The organism is Sporomusaceae bacterium ACPt (assembly GCA_041428575.1).
Classification (GTDB): Bacteria; Bacillota; Negativicutes; order Sporomusales; family Sporomusaceae; genus Sporomusa_D; species Sporomusa_D carbonis.
This window is the reverse complement of the sequence record CP155570.1, coordinates 98,013-114,395: the sequence shown is the minus strand read 5'-3', so window position 1 is coordinate 114,395 and position 16,383 is coordinate 98,013. Positions and strand designations below refer to the sequence as shown.

Here is a 16,383-nt window from a genome sequence, read left to right as displayed (position 1 = left end):
CAATCAGACTTACGCCTCCTCGATGCGCACGCGGCTGCCGTAGCCGGCCGGTTCGGCCGGCTCAACAATCAACCGGCGCGGCATGCGTTGCTTCAATTCAGACACATGGCTGATTATCCCGATGGTCATACGCTCGATGTGCAACTTTTCCAGTGTTGACATGGCGACGTCAAGCGCGTGCTGGTCAAGTGAGCCAAACCCTTCATCCAAAAAGAAAAACTCCAGCGGATATTTTCCCTTTAGCTGTATTTGCGCCGAAAGCGCCAAAGCCAACGCCAATGAAGTCTGGAAGGTTTCACCCCCTGACAGGGTACTGACCGGTCGTTTGACGCCGCCATTGGCATCATCGCGGATGAGAAAGCCGCCATCAGAGGCCAGTTCCAGCGCATAGCGGTGCTGCGTTATTTGCTTCAAACGCTCGGAAGCCTGCCGGGCCACAAGATCCATTTGTTCCTGGGCCAAAAACTCCACAAAGACATTGCCGCGCAGCAGCGTTCTCAAAGCGTGCAGACAATTTTTTTGGTTGTTTAACGCAAGTCGTTCCTTCTCCAGTTCGGCCCACCGCCGGTGTTTGACCACCAAATCGCGATACTCCTTGTCAGCCTCCACCCGCCGTTCGGTAGCAATGTTTTTAGTTTCTTCAGCCTGCGCCAAAGTTAACTTAAGCTCCTCCCATGCCGCTGCTGTCAAACTGCGCCCGCCAAGAGCAGTGGTCAGTTGCTCACACTGGGCTGCCAAACGTTGCTCGGTTTCAACATAAGTTTTGAGTAAAAGGCGGTATTCATTTTGACGCTCGGCAGGCATAAGCGCCGCTGTTGCCGCAGCGGCGTCGGTAAAGCCTTCTGCTTTAAGCTTGGCATCCAGTCTCTCTCTAAGATTTTGGCAGCGGCCGGCAGCTTCCAGCCAGCTTGTTTCAGCACGGGTCCGCTCCTGATCGGCCTCGATCAAAGCTTCTGCCGTCCGGTCATAGTTTTCTTTAGCCTGGCTTTCTTCCCGGCGGACAGTCTCAAGCTGCTGCGCCGTCCGGGCCAAGAGCTGACTAACCGGAATACCCCGGGTAATAACAAATAATTCCTGTTTTTTGGCTGCTACATTTTCGGTAGTGCTTGACAACCGCGCCGTAATAGCTGCCAAAGCGGTTTGGCTGTCTTGCGCTGTACGCTGGAGGCTGGAAAGTTCAGCCTGGCAATTATCATATTCCTGCCGGCGGCCAGCCAATTGCCTGGTCAAGGTTTCAGCTAATTTATCCTGATTACTAATATATTCAGTTAAAGTGCGAACATGCTTAAGCGCCGTATCTGCGGGCAAATTATCGGCAATTGCCTGGTCCACGGCCTGCAGAGCTGAAATAAGTTGCTCACGGGCAGCGTTGGCCGCGTCCCGGGCCTCAATATATTCGGCTCTGGCCTTGTCAAGCTCAACTAAAGCTGTCGCTGCCTGCTGCCTGAGCGCGGCTGCGCCTGCTCTGGCTTCAACTGTCTTTTGCCGTTCTGCCGCCACAGCCTTGTTGGTTTCGGCCAACGCCTGCGTCAATTGCGCGATACGTTCTTTGGCGGCAGCAATATCTTTTTCCAGGTTACCGTTACCTTTAATGCCGGTTGGCTTGTGTCCGGCGCTGGCCGGACAGGGATGGGTGGTCGAGCCGCATACCGGACAGGGCTTACCTGCGGCCAGTTCTTCAGCCAAACGGGCCGCAGCTGCCTGCTTTTCCCCGGCTACAAGCTGATCAAGTTGCGTTACTGCTGCCTGTAACCGTTCCTCAGCCGCCTTGGCCTCGGCCGCTTCCAACTCATTCAGTCTAAATTCGGCCTGGTGCAAAATTTCCTGGGCTTGTTCAGCCGCGGCTTGCGCCGCCTCATACTGTTGCTTACGCTCGGCGCCGGCCTGCCGGATTTTGTCGGCGGCCGCCATACTTTGCGCCAACAATTGCGCCGCTACCAAACATGCCTGGACCTTGGCCCGCTGTTCAGGGCTAACGCTGGCGTCAGCCAGTTGCTGTTCAATATTCTTTATACTGTCCGCTAAGGTTAAGCTCCGGGCCGTAAGTTGCTCCTGAGCCTGGCGGGCATTTGCGCATGCCGCTTGCAGTTGTTGCTGTTGACTTGTTAATGTTGCAGCCTCCCCAGCCAGCGCCGCCACCTGCTCTTCCAGACGGCCGGCAGCTTCTAACCGGGTCAACTGTTCAATTAATTCCGGCTCCTGCTTTAAGCGTTTTTCCCTGGCCGCATTATAAACAACACTTAACTGTTTAGCCGCTTCAGCCATTTTTGCCGCGTGCGCCAACGCCTGCTCTCTGACGGTTGCGGCCGCCTGCTCCTCAGCTTGACTGGCTAGATACTCTTCCAGAACAGACGCTACCCGGTCAGCCTTTTCCGCCAGTTCGAGCGCACCTGCTGTTTGTTTTATTTGTTCTTGACGCTGCCGGTGCACAGCCATTTCCTGCTGTTTTTTGGCAATTTCAACTTGCAGGTTGTACACTTCTCTGGCTTCGATATACCGTTTTTCAACCTGTTTATACTCAGCCAGCGCCTGCCCTTCAGCCTGCCTGGCCGCCGCCAGCGCTGTTTGCGCCTGCTCAACAGCCGCCGGTGAGGCGTCGCCTAAACCTTTTTGCTCGCTTTCAACCTCGATATAGCTTGTTTCGGCAGTCTTAAACCGGTCATTCACTTTATTTATCAGTACATTGCCATACTGTTCAAGTGAAAACAAGCGCTGCAGCATTTCCCGCCGCTCTTTGCCGCCCAAATTGAGAAACTCGGCAAACTTGCCCTGCGGCAGCACTACTGCCCGGGTAAAGTCTTCTTCTTTGAGGCCTAAAAGGCCGGTTACCTGTTCGGTAACCTCCCGGTCCTTATCGGCAATTACTTCTTCCTGCGTGTCAGTTACTGCCACCAGGCGGCTATAAGTATTACTGACAGCTAACTGGTCTTTCCTCACATACCGCCGCTCAACCCGGTACACGCGCCGGTCGCGCCCCTGTCCCAGCGAAAAAGTAAATGCCACTTTTACATGCTTTTCCGCATGGTTCATAATTCCCTGAGTCCGCCGGCCGGCTCTGACTACCGTCCCATACAGCGCCAGCGTCATGGCATCCAAGATTGTTGATTTACCGCTGCCGGTCGGACCAAAAATACCAAATACGCCAAGTTCACAGAGCAGGTCAAAACGAATTTCCTGCTCTTCACGGAAACTGTGCAGTCCGGCAATTTTAAGCGTTATCGGCTTCATACCGCACCCTCCCCGTGCCTGTCGTCCTCCGCACTTTCATCAGTATCTTCCGCTACAATGCTTTGACTTAGTTCCAGGAACAATTCTACAAGCTTGTCATCAGGCTTTAACCCGCCATTTTGCTGTTCGTAAAATCTGATAAACAACTCTTTGAGCGGCATACTGTTCAAGCGGACCGGCCGGCTGTCCTGCTCATTATCCATGGCTTTAAATACCGGTCTGATGGTGACAAATCCCGGATGCATGGCCCGCAGTTCCTGAATTTCATCTAACGTCAGCGCCTGCTTAATCTCAATTTCAACTTCAACCCAGGCGTTTTTATCCCGCCCGTCAGCCACCCATTGCCGCACCTGGGCCAAACCGCCTGACGCCTGCCATCTGACCAACGGCTTACCTGACGCCAGATGCACTTCCCTCACTTCAGCCGGCTGACCGGGCTGAACATCAACAATAGTTACCGACTTGGCATAACCTGTCTCTGAAAAGCTGTAGGCCAACGGCGAACCGGCATACCGGCAGGGTGCGGCCATTCCCCCCACATACTGGGGACGGTGCAGGTGTCCGAGCGCGATATACTGGGCGCCGGCCGGGAACACCAACGGGTCTACGGCATACGCGCCGCCCACCTGGATCTGATTCTCGGAGTCTGATTCAAGGCCGCCGCGCACATAGAGATGGCTGACCGCCAAATTAACTGTATCACACCGGTATTGAGCACCCAGCACACCAAAGAGCCCGGCCAGGCGGTCATTATACCCTTGCCGGATATCTTTGTCGTCCACTGATTGGGACAATAGCTCCTTAAGCCGCCCTTCTGAGGGGTATGGCAGGGCCGCGATTACCGCAGTATGGTCAACTCCCGGCACAGCCAGCTCCAGCCAGGATGGCCCGCCGTTTACCCGGTGCACCCGCCCAATTCCCGGATTGGTGGGGCCAAGTTCTTCTTTCGGCAGGCCAGCAAGCGTAATGCCCAAGCGGCTGGCCAGCGGCGATGCGGCGCAGAGCCGGTCAGGATTATCATGGTTACCGGCGATAATGACAACCCCCCGCTTGCCATGCTCAGCCAGCCGGTCAACAGCATAGTAGAACAGTTCCTCAGCCGCCGCACTGGGATTAGGGCTTTGAAAAACATCACCGGCCACCAGCACCAGATCAATGCGCTCATCGGCGCAAATACCGCACAGTTCTTCGACAAAGGCCTGCTGCTCGGCCAGCCTGTCCCGCCCTTCGATGGTCTTGCCGAAATGCCAGTCGGCTGTATGTAAAATTCGCATATAATTGTACTCCTTTACATAACTTGCAAACTTCAGTAAAACATCTCGCCTTTTGCGGCCATGATGGGGATTTTCGCGTTAGTGAGAATAAAATCCTGCAGAAAAAAAGAAAAGCCAAAACAGCCTGTGAGCTGCTTTGACCATAAATATAAATGACACTGGCTATTTGTTTATTTAATCCGGCCGGTCCGCACTTTATCGGTTTAAGATCCGATAACGTCTACAATACTAAGTTCCTTGTGTTTTTCCAAGTCAAGAAAGCTACCGTCATTCAGTTTAACAATAGGCCGGGTTCCAGAACTCCCGTGCAAATACACAACCTCGCCGACCTGTCCATTACTTAACATTACTTTGGTATACAACAAATAGTCTCTGACATTATTCAGGAACGTCAGACATATCTCGGGATCAAACTTATTAAACATTTGTTGTTCTATCGTTTCTGCAGCACAAAACGGTGTCAACCGGTTCCGGTACACCCGTTCCGCCGTCATAGCGTCATAAGTATCTACGACGGCGATGATTTTTGCATAATAATTAATTTGATTATCTGAAAGCCCTAGCGGGTAGCCACTGCCGTCATTCCGCTCATGATGATGCAAAACTCCTAATTTGATATCATCACTGATTCGCTTTGATTTTATCAAAAGCTGATAGCCCTCGCGGGAATGTGATCGAACCACTGCCATTTCCTCGTCCGTTAGTTTACCAGGTTTATTGAGAATTTCCAGCGGGATTACTGCTTTACCCAAATCATGCATCAAAGCGGCTAGAATCAGTTCTTTCAACTGGGTATCCGGCAGCCCCAGCCACTTGCCCAAGATACCGGATATTATTGCCACATTCACCGAATGCTTGAACGTGTATTCGCAGTGCCGGTGTATTTCTTTCAAGTGGGTAATAATCCCATGCGTATTTATCAGGGAGCTAATATGAGAATGGGCCAATTCGTGCAACAGGTCCAGCGGAACCGTTTTGAACAAGCGAATGGTCTCAAATGCCTCATTCATTATCCGGACAGAATGTTGATACACAACACGGAATTTGTTCCTGTCAGCAATTTTTTTACCAGTGCTCAATATCTCAATGGAAGGAATTCTCCATCGTCTAAGCTGAGCTATGTGCCTGGCAGTCAATTCAATTCCTTCTGCTAAAAGAACTTTTCCCTGTGATGATATGATGTCTTGCGCAAGAACCGTTCCCGGCAGAACCGCGTCTAACCCCAATACAGTGATTTCTCTCACAGTGTGGCCCCCTCACATAAAATATGACCATTCATGATATATTGGGTGCGCTTTAAGTTTTGGTTTAACAAACAAAAAACACCCAAATTTCATTTCCTGATGCAAAATAAAACTAGGTGCACACTATCCTTGTCTACCCCGGTAAGTGGTAAGCATACGTGACCAGCATGCAAAAGCTGAAATTCATCTACAATGGCAACCATTAATATTAAAAAATTAAAAAATACGCACCAGTGTAAGCCACTGGCGCTAATTGTCCTTTACTCAAGCAGCAACCTGGCAATCATAGACAGTTGTCGTTAGACCCATGGCTTTGCGTCCCTATCTTTCGAAAGGTTTGCCAAATATTTGATTGATCATTCCCTGCAACAATTTTACAATTTACTCCTTTTTTAGTCAAGTTATTTATGGGTAATTTCTTGAGGTTACGTGACTTAGAAAATCCCGGCGATACAACAGGCTCAATTGCCAGCAAAATCTTTCACGGTATTACCGAAGGACTCCAGGACACACTCAAAATTATGAATGAAACGGCGCTGGAACAAGCCATTAATACCATCCTATCTGCCGCGCAGCGTATCGACGCCTATGGCTCAGGCGGTTCAGCCATTATTGCGGCTGATATTAAGCATCGGTTTATGCGTTTTGGTATTCCTGTACGGGCCTACGCCGACCCCTATATACAGATAACTTCAGCCTCGCTCCTTAAACCCGGCGATGTAGCGATTGCCATATCACATACCGGTGCTAACCGTGATATTCTTGACGCTGTTGAGATGGCCAAGACCAGCAAAGCGACTGTGATTTCGATAACCAGCTATATGCGTTCACCCCTTAGTAAGACAGCTGATATCACGCTCTATGGTATGGCTAGGGAAGTTAACTACCGTTCAGAAGCTATGGCATCACGCCTCATCCACCTGGCGATTATTGATGTTTTATATGTTGGCGCTTTGCTCAAGCAACAAGACCGATTTATTGACAATATGCAAAAAGTCCGCCAGGCTATTGCCAAACGCCGCATTTAAATTAGACAAAACTGAAAAAACCACGGCACAACCGTGGTTTTCCTTATTTTTGTAAATTTACCAAACTGCTATTACCGAGCCTTTAAAATGCTCATTAACAAACTTCTTTACTTCTTCAGAATGGTAAGCTTTAACAAGCTTTGCCACCGCCGGATTATCTTTATCTTTTGATTTAACCGCGATGATGTTGGCGTAAGGAGAATTACCATCCTCAATAGCCAGTGAATCTTTATTAGGAACAAGACCGGCAGTCATGGCATAGTTGGTGTTTATGGCCGCCAAGTCGACATCTTCCAGTGAGCGCGGCACTTGGGCGGCATCAAGTTCTTTTATTTTAAAGCTCTTAGGGTTTTCGGCAATATCAGCAGCTGCAGCTTTAAGGCCGACTCCTGGCTTAAGCTTGATTAGACCCTGTTTTTCCAGCAGCAGCAGCGCACGTCCCCCGTTAGTCGGGTCGTTGGGGATAGCGATGGTAGCTCCGGGCTGGAGTTCAGCCAAAGATTTAATTTTCTTTGAATATACACCCATAGGATAAATTACCGTCTTGGCTACAGACACGATATCGTATTTACGGTCTTGCACCATATTATCAAGATACGGCTGATGCTGGTAACTGTTAACATCAATATCCCCTTGGTTTAAGGCTACATTAGGCTGAACATAGTCGTTAAATTCAACAATCTGGATTTTGAGACCGTCTTTTTCAGCTACTTTTTTAACGGCCTCCATAATTTCAGCGTGCGGGCCGGCGGTAACACCCACTTTAAGCGGTTTATCCTCTACCGGAGCAGCGGCCTGTTTATTACCGCAGCCGGTAAGTCCGGCAACTGCCAAAACAAGAGTTGTTGCCAGCGCAATTTGTTTTAAGTATTTTTTCATTTATTATTCCTCCATTTACTATGTTTATTTTAATTTAAGCTTTTCCAGTCTGTCGGCGGCAGCCCTGAGGGTTTCAAATTTTTTACAGAAGCAAAACCGGATTAAATTTTTGCCTGCTGCGCTCTCCGGCCGGAAAAAGCTAGATCCTGGCACTACCGCTACGCCGATTTCGCTCGTCAGGTATTTGGTAAACGCAACATCATCATCCCAGCCAAACGGTGTGATATCGGCCATAATATAGTAAGCGCCCTGTGGCTTGACACAATTAAAACCGGCTTTTTGCAGGACATTAAGCAGGTAGTCACGACGCTCACGGTAAAATCCGGCCAGACCGGCATAGTACTCCGGACCAAAGCTAAAGGCTTCGGCAGCGGCCACCTGTAGCGGCGCAGCAGCTCCGACAGTAAGAAAGTCGTGCACTTTGCGGACTGACTCAGTAATTTCGGGCGAGGCCTGAACATAACCAATACGCCAGCCGGTAACACTGAAAGTTTTGGAAACACTATTGACGGCAATTGTCCTGTCAGCCATACCCGGTAAAGTCCAGAGGGGAATATGCATGACATTATCATAGAGAATGTGTTCATAAATCTCATCATTTATTGCCAGTACGTCATGTTTAATACACAGTTCTGCAATCAATTCCAGTTCGTCGCGATTGAATACCTTACCGGTAGGGTTATTAGGGGTGTTAATGATGATAGCTTTGGTTTTATCTGAAAACGCGGCGATGAGTTCATCACGGCTAAAATTGAACTCCGGCGGAGTTAGGCTTACATATTTTGGTGTTGCCCCGCATAAGATTACGTCGGCTCCATAGTTTTCGTAAAAAGGCTCAAATATAATTACTTCGTCGCCCGGGTTTACTGTAGCCAGGAGAGTAGCAATCATACCCTCTGTCGCACCACAACAGACTGTAAGCTGACGCTCAGGGTCGATAGCCACGCCATAGTCACGCCTGACTTTAGCGGCAATGGCATCTCGCAGGCCCTTAGTCCCCCAGGTGATGGCATACTGATTATGATCTTCCATAACGGCTTTAACTGCCGCATGCTTAATGGCTTCCGGAGCCGGGAAATCCGGAAAACCCTGCGCCAAGTTGATAGCGCCGTGGGCGGCGGCAATGCGGCTCATTTCTCTGATAACTGATTCAGTAAACTGTCTGGCTTTAACTGAAGCATAACCGTTTTTGCGTATATTTTGGATAACATGCTGCATTTTTCAGTCCTCCGTTTAACGTTTGTTTAGCTTGTGCGCCATGTAGTCACCACCGGATTGCACCATTTGCACCAAAGCAATGAGGATTACTACGGTAGCCAGCATGACGTCAGCCCGGAACCGCTGGTAACCGTAGCGGATGGCCAAGTCACCAAGCCCGCCGCCGCCAATGGCTCCAGCCATGGCCGAGTAGCCAATCAGGCTGATCACCGTCAGGGTCAATCCCAATATAATTGAGGGCATAGCTTCAGGGATAAGCACTTTCAAAATAATCTGGCCGGGTGAAGCGCCCATAGACTGTGCAGCTTCAACTAAACCGGCATCAACTTCTTTGAGCGCCGACTCGACAACCCGTCCGACAAACGGGATAGCAGCAATAGTTAGCGGCACAACAGCAGCATTGGTGCCAATTGAAGTGCCGGCAATCATCCGGGTAACAGGAATGATGGCCACCATCAGAATGATAAATGGAGTTGAGCGGGTAGCATTAACAATTGCGCCAAGCACTTGATTAAAAACCAAGTTTTCTTTTATATGGCCTTTACCGGTAATAACCAGTATGACCCCGAGAGGAATCCCCAGTAATGCCGAAACCAGCGATGAAACGGCAACCATATATATTGTCTCACCTAATGCTTCAACCAACAGCATAAGCATGTCTTGCGACATAACCAATCACCTCTGTTCCTAAGTCTCTTGCTTGTAGATAGTTTAACGCGTTTTGAATATCTTCAGGTTTACCGGACAACTCAATAAGTAAAGTGCCGTAGGGAATATCCTGCAAATGGTCAATACTGCCGGATATAATGTTGGCATCAACGGCAAAACGCCTGATTAAACCGGCAATTACCGGCTCATTGGTAGCCGCGCCAAAGAAAGATAGCCGAACAACTAAATTACCTCCCGCCACCGGTTTCTCTGACAGCACCGCGGCCAATGCTTCCGGCAACTTATTGTTAACAATAGCCTTGATAAATTCCCGGGCCGTCGCCGACTGCGGTCTGGTAAATACATCAAACACTTTACCTGTTTCAACTAGTCGCCCGCCTTCGATAACAGCAACCCGGTCACAAATAGCCTTGATAACATGCATTTCATGAGTAATTAAAACAATTGTAAGTCCCAGCTTTTTGTTTATGTCCTTGAGCAATGCCAATATGGATTCGGTAGTCTGTGGGTCAAGCGCCGATGTTGCTTCGTCGCACAACAACACTTTAGGCTCACTGGCCAATGCCCGGGCGATACCTACCCGCTGCTTTTGCCCGCCGCTGAGTTGAGCCGGATACACGTCTTTTTTGTCTGCCAAGCCAACAAGTTCTAACAGTGGTAATACCTTTTTCTCCCGTTCAGCGCGACTGACACCGGCAATCTCCAGGGGAAACGCCACATTTTCAAGAACAGTACGAGACGAAAGCAAGTTAAAATGCTGAAAAATCATGCCAATACTTTTTCTGGCTACCCGCAATTGGCTTTCAGACAACGCAGTCATGTCTCGGCCATCAACAACTACCTGCCCGGCTGTAGGCCGTTCCAGCAGGTTGATACAACGAATGAGCGTACTCTTGCCTGCTCCGCTTTTGCCAATTATGCCGTAGATTTCGCCTTGTTTTATATCAAGTGAAATATCAGCAAGCGCCGTTACCGCCCCAGACTCACCGTGATATACCTTTTTCAATCCCCTTAATGTAATCATGCTGGTCCATAATCCTCCTTCATGGCAAATAAAAAACCTCTTCGCAGAAGAAGAGGTTAGATTGTTTTGCAAATCCTATTCTTCATCTGCCAGGTCCTTACGGGGTCCTGCAGGAATTGGCACCGTTTCGCATTTGCGATGGTTGCCGCGGCTTCATTGGGCCAGTCCCTCAGCCAACTCTTGATGAAAAATACTGTATTCAGTTCATGAGTAATATTAACATGAGCTATAAACTATGTCAAGGGGATTTTTTAATATTACACACTACTCTAATTCTTATATAAAACAAAACACTCACGAAAGCCGTGAGTGTTTTTAACCAGCAACTTCCTATTCTCCCGGGCCGTTTCCAGCCAAGTACCTTCGGCGTTTGTGGGCTTAACTACTGTGTTCGGTATGGGAACAGGTGGAACCCCACAGCCATCGTCACTGGATATGTATTTGGAGTGAACGTCCCTATTTAAGTATGTTCCCCCAAAACTGTCACAGAAGAAAGACTGCGCAATATAGGATGTTCCTCGCTAACGCTCGGAACTAAGCGATTCGCACCAATCCGCCTTCACCTCTCGGCTCGCCTTCTTGGGCTCTCTGCTTATCGCTTTCGCTCTCAAACTTTTGGCTCGCTTGTTTAAGTCAAGTCCTCGGCCGATTAGTACCAGTCAGCTCAATGGATTGCTCCACTTACACACCTGGCCTATCTACCTTATCATCTGTAAGGGGCCTTACTTCTTTCGAATGACAGACCTCATCTTAAGGCTGGTTTCACGCTTAGATGCTTTCAGCGTTTATCCTTTCCGGACGTAGCTACCCAGCTGTACTCCTGGCGGAATAACTGGTACACCATTGGTCCGTCCACTCCGGTCCTCTCGTACTAGGAGCAGTTCCCTTCAAGTCTCTTGCGCCCGCGATGGATAGGGACCGAACTGTCTCACGACGTTCTGAACCCAGCTCACGTACCACTTTAATGGGCGAACAGCCCAACCCTTGGGACCTACTTCAGCCCCAGGATGTGATGAGCCGACATCGAGGTGCCAAACCTCCCCGTCGATATGGACTCTTGGGAGAGATTAGCCTGTTATCCCCAGGGTAGCTTTTATCCGTTGAGCGATGGCCCTTCCACTCGGTACCACCGGATCACTAAGCCCGACTTTCGTCCCTGCTCGACTTGTCTGTCTCGCAGTCAAGCTCCCTTCTGCCTTTACACTCTTCGCGCGATTTCCATCCGCGCTGAGGGAACCTTTGGGCGCCTCCGTTACTCTTTCGGAGGCGACCGCCCCAGTCAAACTGCCCGCCTGACACTGTCCCGAGTCTCGTTACTCCTTCGGTTAGAACTCCAGTAAATCAAGGGTGGTATCCCAACATCGGCTCCACCAAGACTTGCGTCCTAGCTTCTCAGCCTCCCACCTATCCTGTACATCATTTACCAAAACTCAATGTCAGGTTGCAGTAAAGCTCCATGGGGTCTTTCTGTCCAGTCGCGGGTAACCTGCATCTTCACAGGTATTTCAATTTCACCGGGTCCCTCGTTGAGACAGTGCCCAAGTCGTTACACCTTTCGTGCGGGTCGGAACTTACCCGACAAGGAATTTCGCTACCTTAGGACCGTTATAGTTACGGCCGCCGTTTACCGGGGCTTCAATTCAAACCTTCGATTGCTCTAAGCTCTCCTCTTAACCTTCCGGCACCGGGCAGGTGTCAGCACCTATACGTCAGCTTTCGCTTTAGCAGGCACCTGTGTTTGTGGTAAACAGTCGCTTGGGCCTCTTTTTTGCAACCTCTTTATGCTTCCACCGTTTCAAGTGTACACATCCGAGGCTCCCCTTTTCCCGAAGTTACGGGGACATTTTGCCGAGTTCCTTAACGAGGGTTCTCCCGCGCACCTTAGGATTCTCTCCCCGCCTACCTGTGTCGGTTTACGGTACGGGCACCTATCATCTCGCTAGAAGCTTTTCTTGACAGTGTGGGATCAATGAATTCGCCGTTATTTCTAACAGCTTTCCGTTACTCCTCAGGTTCCAGCTTGGCGGATTTGCCTACCAAGCACCCTACAAGCTTAGACGCGAATTTCCATCCTCGCGCTCATCTACCCTGCTGTGTCACTTCATCACTCAAACGACTCTAGGTGGTACTGGATTTTTAACCAGTTGTCCATCGCCTACGCATCTACGCCTCGGCTTAGGTCCCGACTGACTCTGAGCGGACGATCCTTCCTCAGAAACCCTTAGGCTTTCGGTGGACAAGATTCTCACTTGTCTTTTCGCTACTCATACCGGCATTCTCACTTCTATACAGTCCACAACTCCTTACGGTATTGCTTCAATCCATATAGAACGCTCCCCTACCCATGTCGTTAGACATGCCATAGCTTCGGTTCCGTACTTTAGCCCCGGTCATCTTCGGCGCACAATCTCTCGACCAGTGAGCTATTACGCACTCTTTGAATGGTGGCTGCTTCTAAGCCAACATCCTGGTTGTTTCGGAAATTGCACATCCTTTGCCACTTAGTACGGCATTCGGGACCTTAGCTGATGGTCTGGGCTGTTTCCCTCTTGACCACGGATCTTATCACTCGTAGTCTGACTCCCAAGTTTTGAGTACAGCCATTCGCAGTTTGACAAGGTTCAGTAACCTAAACGGCCCCTAGCCCTATCAGTGCTCTACCGTCTGTACTTACCTCTTGAGGCTAGCCCTAAAGCTATTTCGGGGAGAACCAGCTATCTCCGCGTTCGATTGGCATTTCACCCCTATCCACAACTCATCCCAAAGCTTTTCAACGCTCACGGGTTCGGGCCTCCACGCATTTTTACCTGCGCTTCACCCTGGTCATGGATAGATCACTGCGGTTTCGGGTCTACAATAACTAACTTTTCGCCCTCTTGAGACTCGCTTTCGCTTCGGCTCCGTGTTTTCCACTTAACCTCGCTAGTTACTGTAACTCGCCGGTTCATTCTTCAATAGGCACGCCGTCGACCTTTTAACGGTCTTCGACTGCTTGTAGACATACGGTTTCAGGTTCTCTTTCACTCCCCTCCCGGGGTGCTTTTCACCTTTCCCTCACGGTACTATGCGCTATCGGTCGCCAAGGAGTATTTTGCCTTGGAGGGTGGTCCCCCCTGCTTCCCACAGGGTTCCTCGTGTCCCGTGGTACTCTGGATTCCAGCCGTTTCGCCTCTGTCTTTCGCCTACAGGGCTGTTACCTTCTGCGGCCTACCTTTCCAGGTAGTTCGACTAGACCTGGCTCAACTTCCGCCGGTCCTCAACCCCAAAGAGCAAAAGCTCTCTGGTTTGGGCTCTTCCCCGTTCGCTCGCCGCTACTTAGGGAATCTCGTTTGATTACTTTTCCTCCGGGTACTTAGATGTTTCAGTTCCCCTGGTGCCCTCCTAACCTAAGTTAGGCGACGGTGCATTATCACCGCCGGGTTCCCCCATTCGGATATTCATGGATCAGTGCCTGCTTGCGGCTCCCCATGACTTTTCGCAGCTTACCGCGTCCTTCGTCGGCTCTTGGCGCCTAGGCATCCGCCGTATGCCCTTACTAACTTGACTTAGTTACGACTGTTGATCGCGCATCATCTGCTTCGTTGGTCCTCGAAGTGTTTGCTTGCGTACACACTACGTACGCGGCGCTGCACACTTCTCCGGTCCGCCTTGCATCTGATACACGCTGAACAGTCTAAGCCGTTAATAAGCTTTTTCTAATAGCTTACGTTTTGCCTTTAGTATAAATCCTAATTGCGCGTAAAGAACTTCTCATATGTTACTATGAGGCATTACTTTACTTTTGCTTTCTTCTGTGCAGTTTTCAAGGAACATCAGGAATATCTATGTTATCATAGTCACTCGTGTATTTCAACAAGTAACTTCTGGTAACTAGCATTCCCTCAAAACCAAACAATGTAAGAGTTATCATCTGCCAAATGTACCGACCTGGAAGTAGTCCGAGTGTCACCTCGAACAGTTCTCCCTAGAAAGGAGGTGATCCAGCCGCACCTTCCGATACGGCTACCTTGTTACGACTTCACCCCAATCATCGGCCCCACCTTAGACGGCTGGCTCCTTACGGTTACCCCACCGGCTTCGGGTGTTTCCAACTTTCGTGGTGTGACGGGCGGTGTGTACAAGGCCCGGGAACGTATTCACCGCAGTATGCTGACCTGCGATTACTAGCGATTCCGACTTCACGGAGGCGGGTTGCAGCCTCCGATCCGAACTGAGAGCTCATTTGCGCGCTTTGCTTGACCTCGCGGTCTTGCCTCGCTTTGTTTAAGCCCATTGTAGTACGTGTGTAGCCCAGGACATAAGGGGCATGATGACTTGACGTCATCCCCGCCTTCCTCCGCATTCTCTGCGGCAGTCTCCCTTGAGTTCCCACCATAACGTGCTGGCAACAAAGGATAAGGGTTGCGCTCGTTGCGGGACTTAACCCAACATCTCACGACACGAGCTGACGACAGCCATGCACCACCTGTTTTCGCGTCTCCCGAAGGAGAGGGATCTATCTCTAGACCTTTCGCTCAATGTCAAGCCCTGGTAAGGTTCTTCGCGTTGCGTCGAATTAAACCACATACTCCACCGCTTGTGCGGGCCCCCGTCAATTCCTTTGAGTTTCAACCTTGCGGCCGTACTCCCCAGGCGGGATACTTATTGCGTTAACTCCGGCACAGAAGGGGTCGATACCTCCTACACCTAGTATCCATCGTTTACGGCCAGGACTACCGGGGTATCTAATCCCGTTCGCTCCCCTGGCTTTCGCGCCTCAGTGTCAGACACAGTCCAGAAAGCCGCCTTCGCCACTGGTGTTCCTCCCAATATCTACGCATTTCACCGCTACACTGGGAATTCCGCTTTCCTCTCCTGCACTCAAGATCTCCAGTTTCCTGCGCCTATACGGCGTTGAGCACCGCTCTTAGACTCAAGACTTAATGATCCACCTACGCGCCCTTTACGCCCAATAATTCCGGACAACGCTTGCCACCTACGTATTACCGCGGCTGCTGGCACGTAGTTAGCCGTGGCTTCCTCCTTTGGTACCGTCATTAGCTTGGATTATTCACCCAAACCACGTTCGTCCCAAACGACAGAGCTTTACAACCCGAAGGCCTTCTTCACTCACGCGGCGTTGCTCCGTCAGACTTTCGTCCATTGCGGAAGATTCCCCACTGCTGCCTCCCGTAGGAGTCTGGGCCGTGTCTCAGTCCCAGTGTGGCCGTTCATCCTCTCAGACCGGCTACTGATCGTCGCCTTGGTGAGCCGTTACCTCACCAACCAGCTAATCAGACGCAGACCCATCTCTAAACGGCAGCTTATAAATAGAGGCCACCTTTCTTATCCTCGCCATGCGGCCAGGATACCACATTCGGTATTAGCACCACTTTCGCGGTGTTGTCCCCAATTTAGAGGCAGGTTGTCTACGCGTTACTCACCCGTTCGCCACTATCTGCTGTCCAACACCGATGGCTCTTGTGTTGGCAAAAACTCTCGGTGTTGAACAGCAGACCGTTCGACTTGCATGTGTTAGGCACGCCGCCAGCGTTCGTCCTGAGCCAGGATCAAACTCTCCATGAAAAGCAGGCACACAGCGCTTTAGCGCTGATGTGATCGCTTTGTTCGCTGCGTTAGCAGTCGAACATCCGCGTTATCATGAAGCCATTTGTTGGCTCGTTAAATCAATAAAGAATTAATTTAGGTTTTCGTATGTCGCAAGCGACACACGAACCGCACATCTGGCCCGTACAATGTATCGAGAATACATAACATCACGGCCGTCAAGACCATGAATATTATGCAGCCCGTACAATAGTACGCTTATGATGCATTCT

The 16,383-nt window shown here is 50.2% G+C and carries 8 protein-coding genes, 3 rRNA genes and 2 riboswitches; of the genes, 1 reads left to right on the top strand and 10 read right to left on the bottom strand.

What is annotated here, in order from left to right:
• Window positions 1-9 precede the first annotated feature (9 nt).
• The 3 genes from SCACP_RS00445 to SCACP_RS00435 form a co-directional block, all read right to left on the bottom strand.
• Window positions 10-3,228, bottom strand: coding sequence for an AAA family ATPase (locus tag SCACP_RS00445; RefSeq protein WP_425059492.1), 3,219 nt, complete (start codon window positions 3,226-3,228; stop codon window positions 10-12).
• The gene (locus tag SCACP_RS00440) at window positions 3,225-4,502 is read right to left on the bottom strand and encodes an exonuclease SbcCD subunit D (RefSeq protein ID WP_425059491.1); all 1,278 of its coding nucleotides are present in this window, start codon (window positions 4,500-4,502) and stop codon (window positions 3,225-3,227) included. Before SCACP_RS00440 ends, SCACP_RS00445 begins: the two co-directional genes overlap by 4 nt.
• 203 nt (window positions 4,503-4,705) lie before the next feature.
• Window positions 4,706-5,746, bottom strand: coding sequence for an HD-GYP domain-containing protein (locus tag SCACP_RS00435; RefSeq protein ID WP_425059490.1), 1,041 nt, complete (start codon window positions 5,744-5,746; stop codon window positions 4,706-4,708).
• 267 nt (window positions 5,747-6,013) lie between these two features.
• Window positions 6,014-6,098: riboswitch (cyclic di-GMP riboswitch) on the bottom strand.
• A 67-nt stretch (window positions 6,099-6,165) separates the two neighbouring features.
• On the opposite strand from SCACP_RS00435, the gene SCACP_RS00430 reads away from it, so the two are divergent.
• The gene (locus tag SCACP_RS00430) at window positions 6,166-6,774 is read left to right on the top strand and encodes a MurR/RpiR family transcriptional regulator (RefSeq protein WP_425059489.1); all 609 of its coding nucleotides are present in this window, start codon (window positions 6,166-6,168) and stop codon (window positions 6,772-6,774) included.
• Window positions 6,775-6,831: 57 nt separating this feature from the next.
• Here SCACP_RS00430 and SCACP_RS00425 read toward each other — a convergent pair whose 3' ends face one another.
• From SCACP_RS00425 to SCACP_RS00395, 7 genes are all read right to left on the bottom strand, one after another.
• Window positions 6,832-7,653 carry a MetQ/NlpA family ABC transporter substrate-binding protein gene (locus SCACP_RS00425; protein WP_425059488.1) on the bottom strand — a complete coding sequence of 274 codons (822 nt, stop codon included), beginning with the start codon at window positions 7,651-7,653 and terminating at the stop codon, window positions 6,832-6,834.
• A gap of 24 nt (window positions 7,654-7,677) precedes the next feature.
• Window positions 7,678-8,871, bottom strand: coding sequence for a pyridoxal phosphate-dependent aminotransferase (locus SCACP_RS00420; protein WP_425059487.1), 1,194 nt, complete (start codon window positions 8,869-8,871; stop codon window positions 7,678-7,680).
• 15 nt (window positions 8,872-8,886) lie between these two features.
• Window positions 8,887-9,540 carry a methionine ABC transporter permease gene (locus tag SCACP_RS00415; protein ID WP_425059486.1) on the bottom strand — a complete coding sequence of 218 codons (654 nt, stop codon included), beginning with the start codon at window positions 9,538-9,540 and terminating at the stop codon, window positions 8,887-8,889.
• Window positions 9,509-10,564 (bottom strand): methionine ABC transporter ATP-binding protein, encoded by a 1,056-nt coding sequence (locus SCACP_RS00410; protein ID WP_425059485.1) that lies wholly within the window; start codon window positions 10,562-10,564, stop codon window positions 9,509-9,511. Before SCACP_RS00410 ends, SCACP_RS00415 begins: the two co-directional genes overlap by 32 nt.
• 79 nt (window positions 10,565-10,643) lie before the next feature.
• A riboswitch (SAM riboswitch) is annotated at window positions 10,644-10,754 on the bottom strand.
• Window positions 10,755-10,881: 127 nt separating this feature from the next.
• Window positions 10,882-10,998: ribosomal RNA gene (rrf, locus tag SCACP_RS00405) — 5S ribosomal RNA — on the bottom strand.
• Window positions 10,999-11,193: 195 nt separating this feature from the next.
• A 23S ribosomal RNA gene (locus SCACP_RS00400) occupies window positions 11,194-14,110 on the bottom strand.
• A gap of 422 nt (window positions 14,111-14,532) precedes the next feature.
• Window positions 14,533-16,129 (bottom strand): 16S ribosomal RNA (locus SCACP_RS00395).
• Together the 16S, 23S and 5S rRNA genes form the textbook arrangement of a ribosomal RNA operon.
• Window positions 16,130-16,383: the final 254 nt, after the last annotated feature.

What these genes read in the sequence shown, in the direction of transcription:
- SCACP_RS00415 (WP_425059486.1), bottom strand. Translation starts at nt 9,540, where the DNA reads ATGTCGCAAGACATGCTTATGCTGTTGGTTGAAGCATTAGGTGAGACA.
- SCACP_RS00420 (WP_425059487.1), bottom strand. Translation starts at nt 8,871, where the DNA reads ATGCAGCATGTTATCCAAAATATACGCAAAAACGGTTATGCTTCAGTT.
- SCACP_RS00440 (WP_425059491.1), bottom strand. Translation starts at nt 4,502, where the DNA reads ATGCGAATTTTACATACAGCCGACTGGCATTTCGGCAAGACCATCGAA.
- SCACP_RS00445 (WP_425059492.1), bottom strand. Translation starts at nt 3,228, where the DNA reads ATGAAGCCGATAACGCTTAAAATTGCCGGACTGCACAGTTTCCGTGAA.
- SCACP_RS00425 (WP_425059488.1), bottom strand. Translation starts at nt 7,653, where the DNA reads ATGAAAAAATACTTAAAACAAATTGCGCTGGCAACAACTCTTGTTTTG.
- SCACP_RS00410 (WP_425059485.1), bottom strand. Translation starts at nt 10,564, where the DNA reads ATGATTACATTAAGGGGATTGAAAAAGGTATATCACGGTGAGTCTGGG.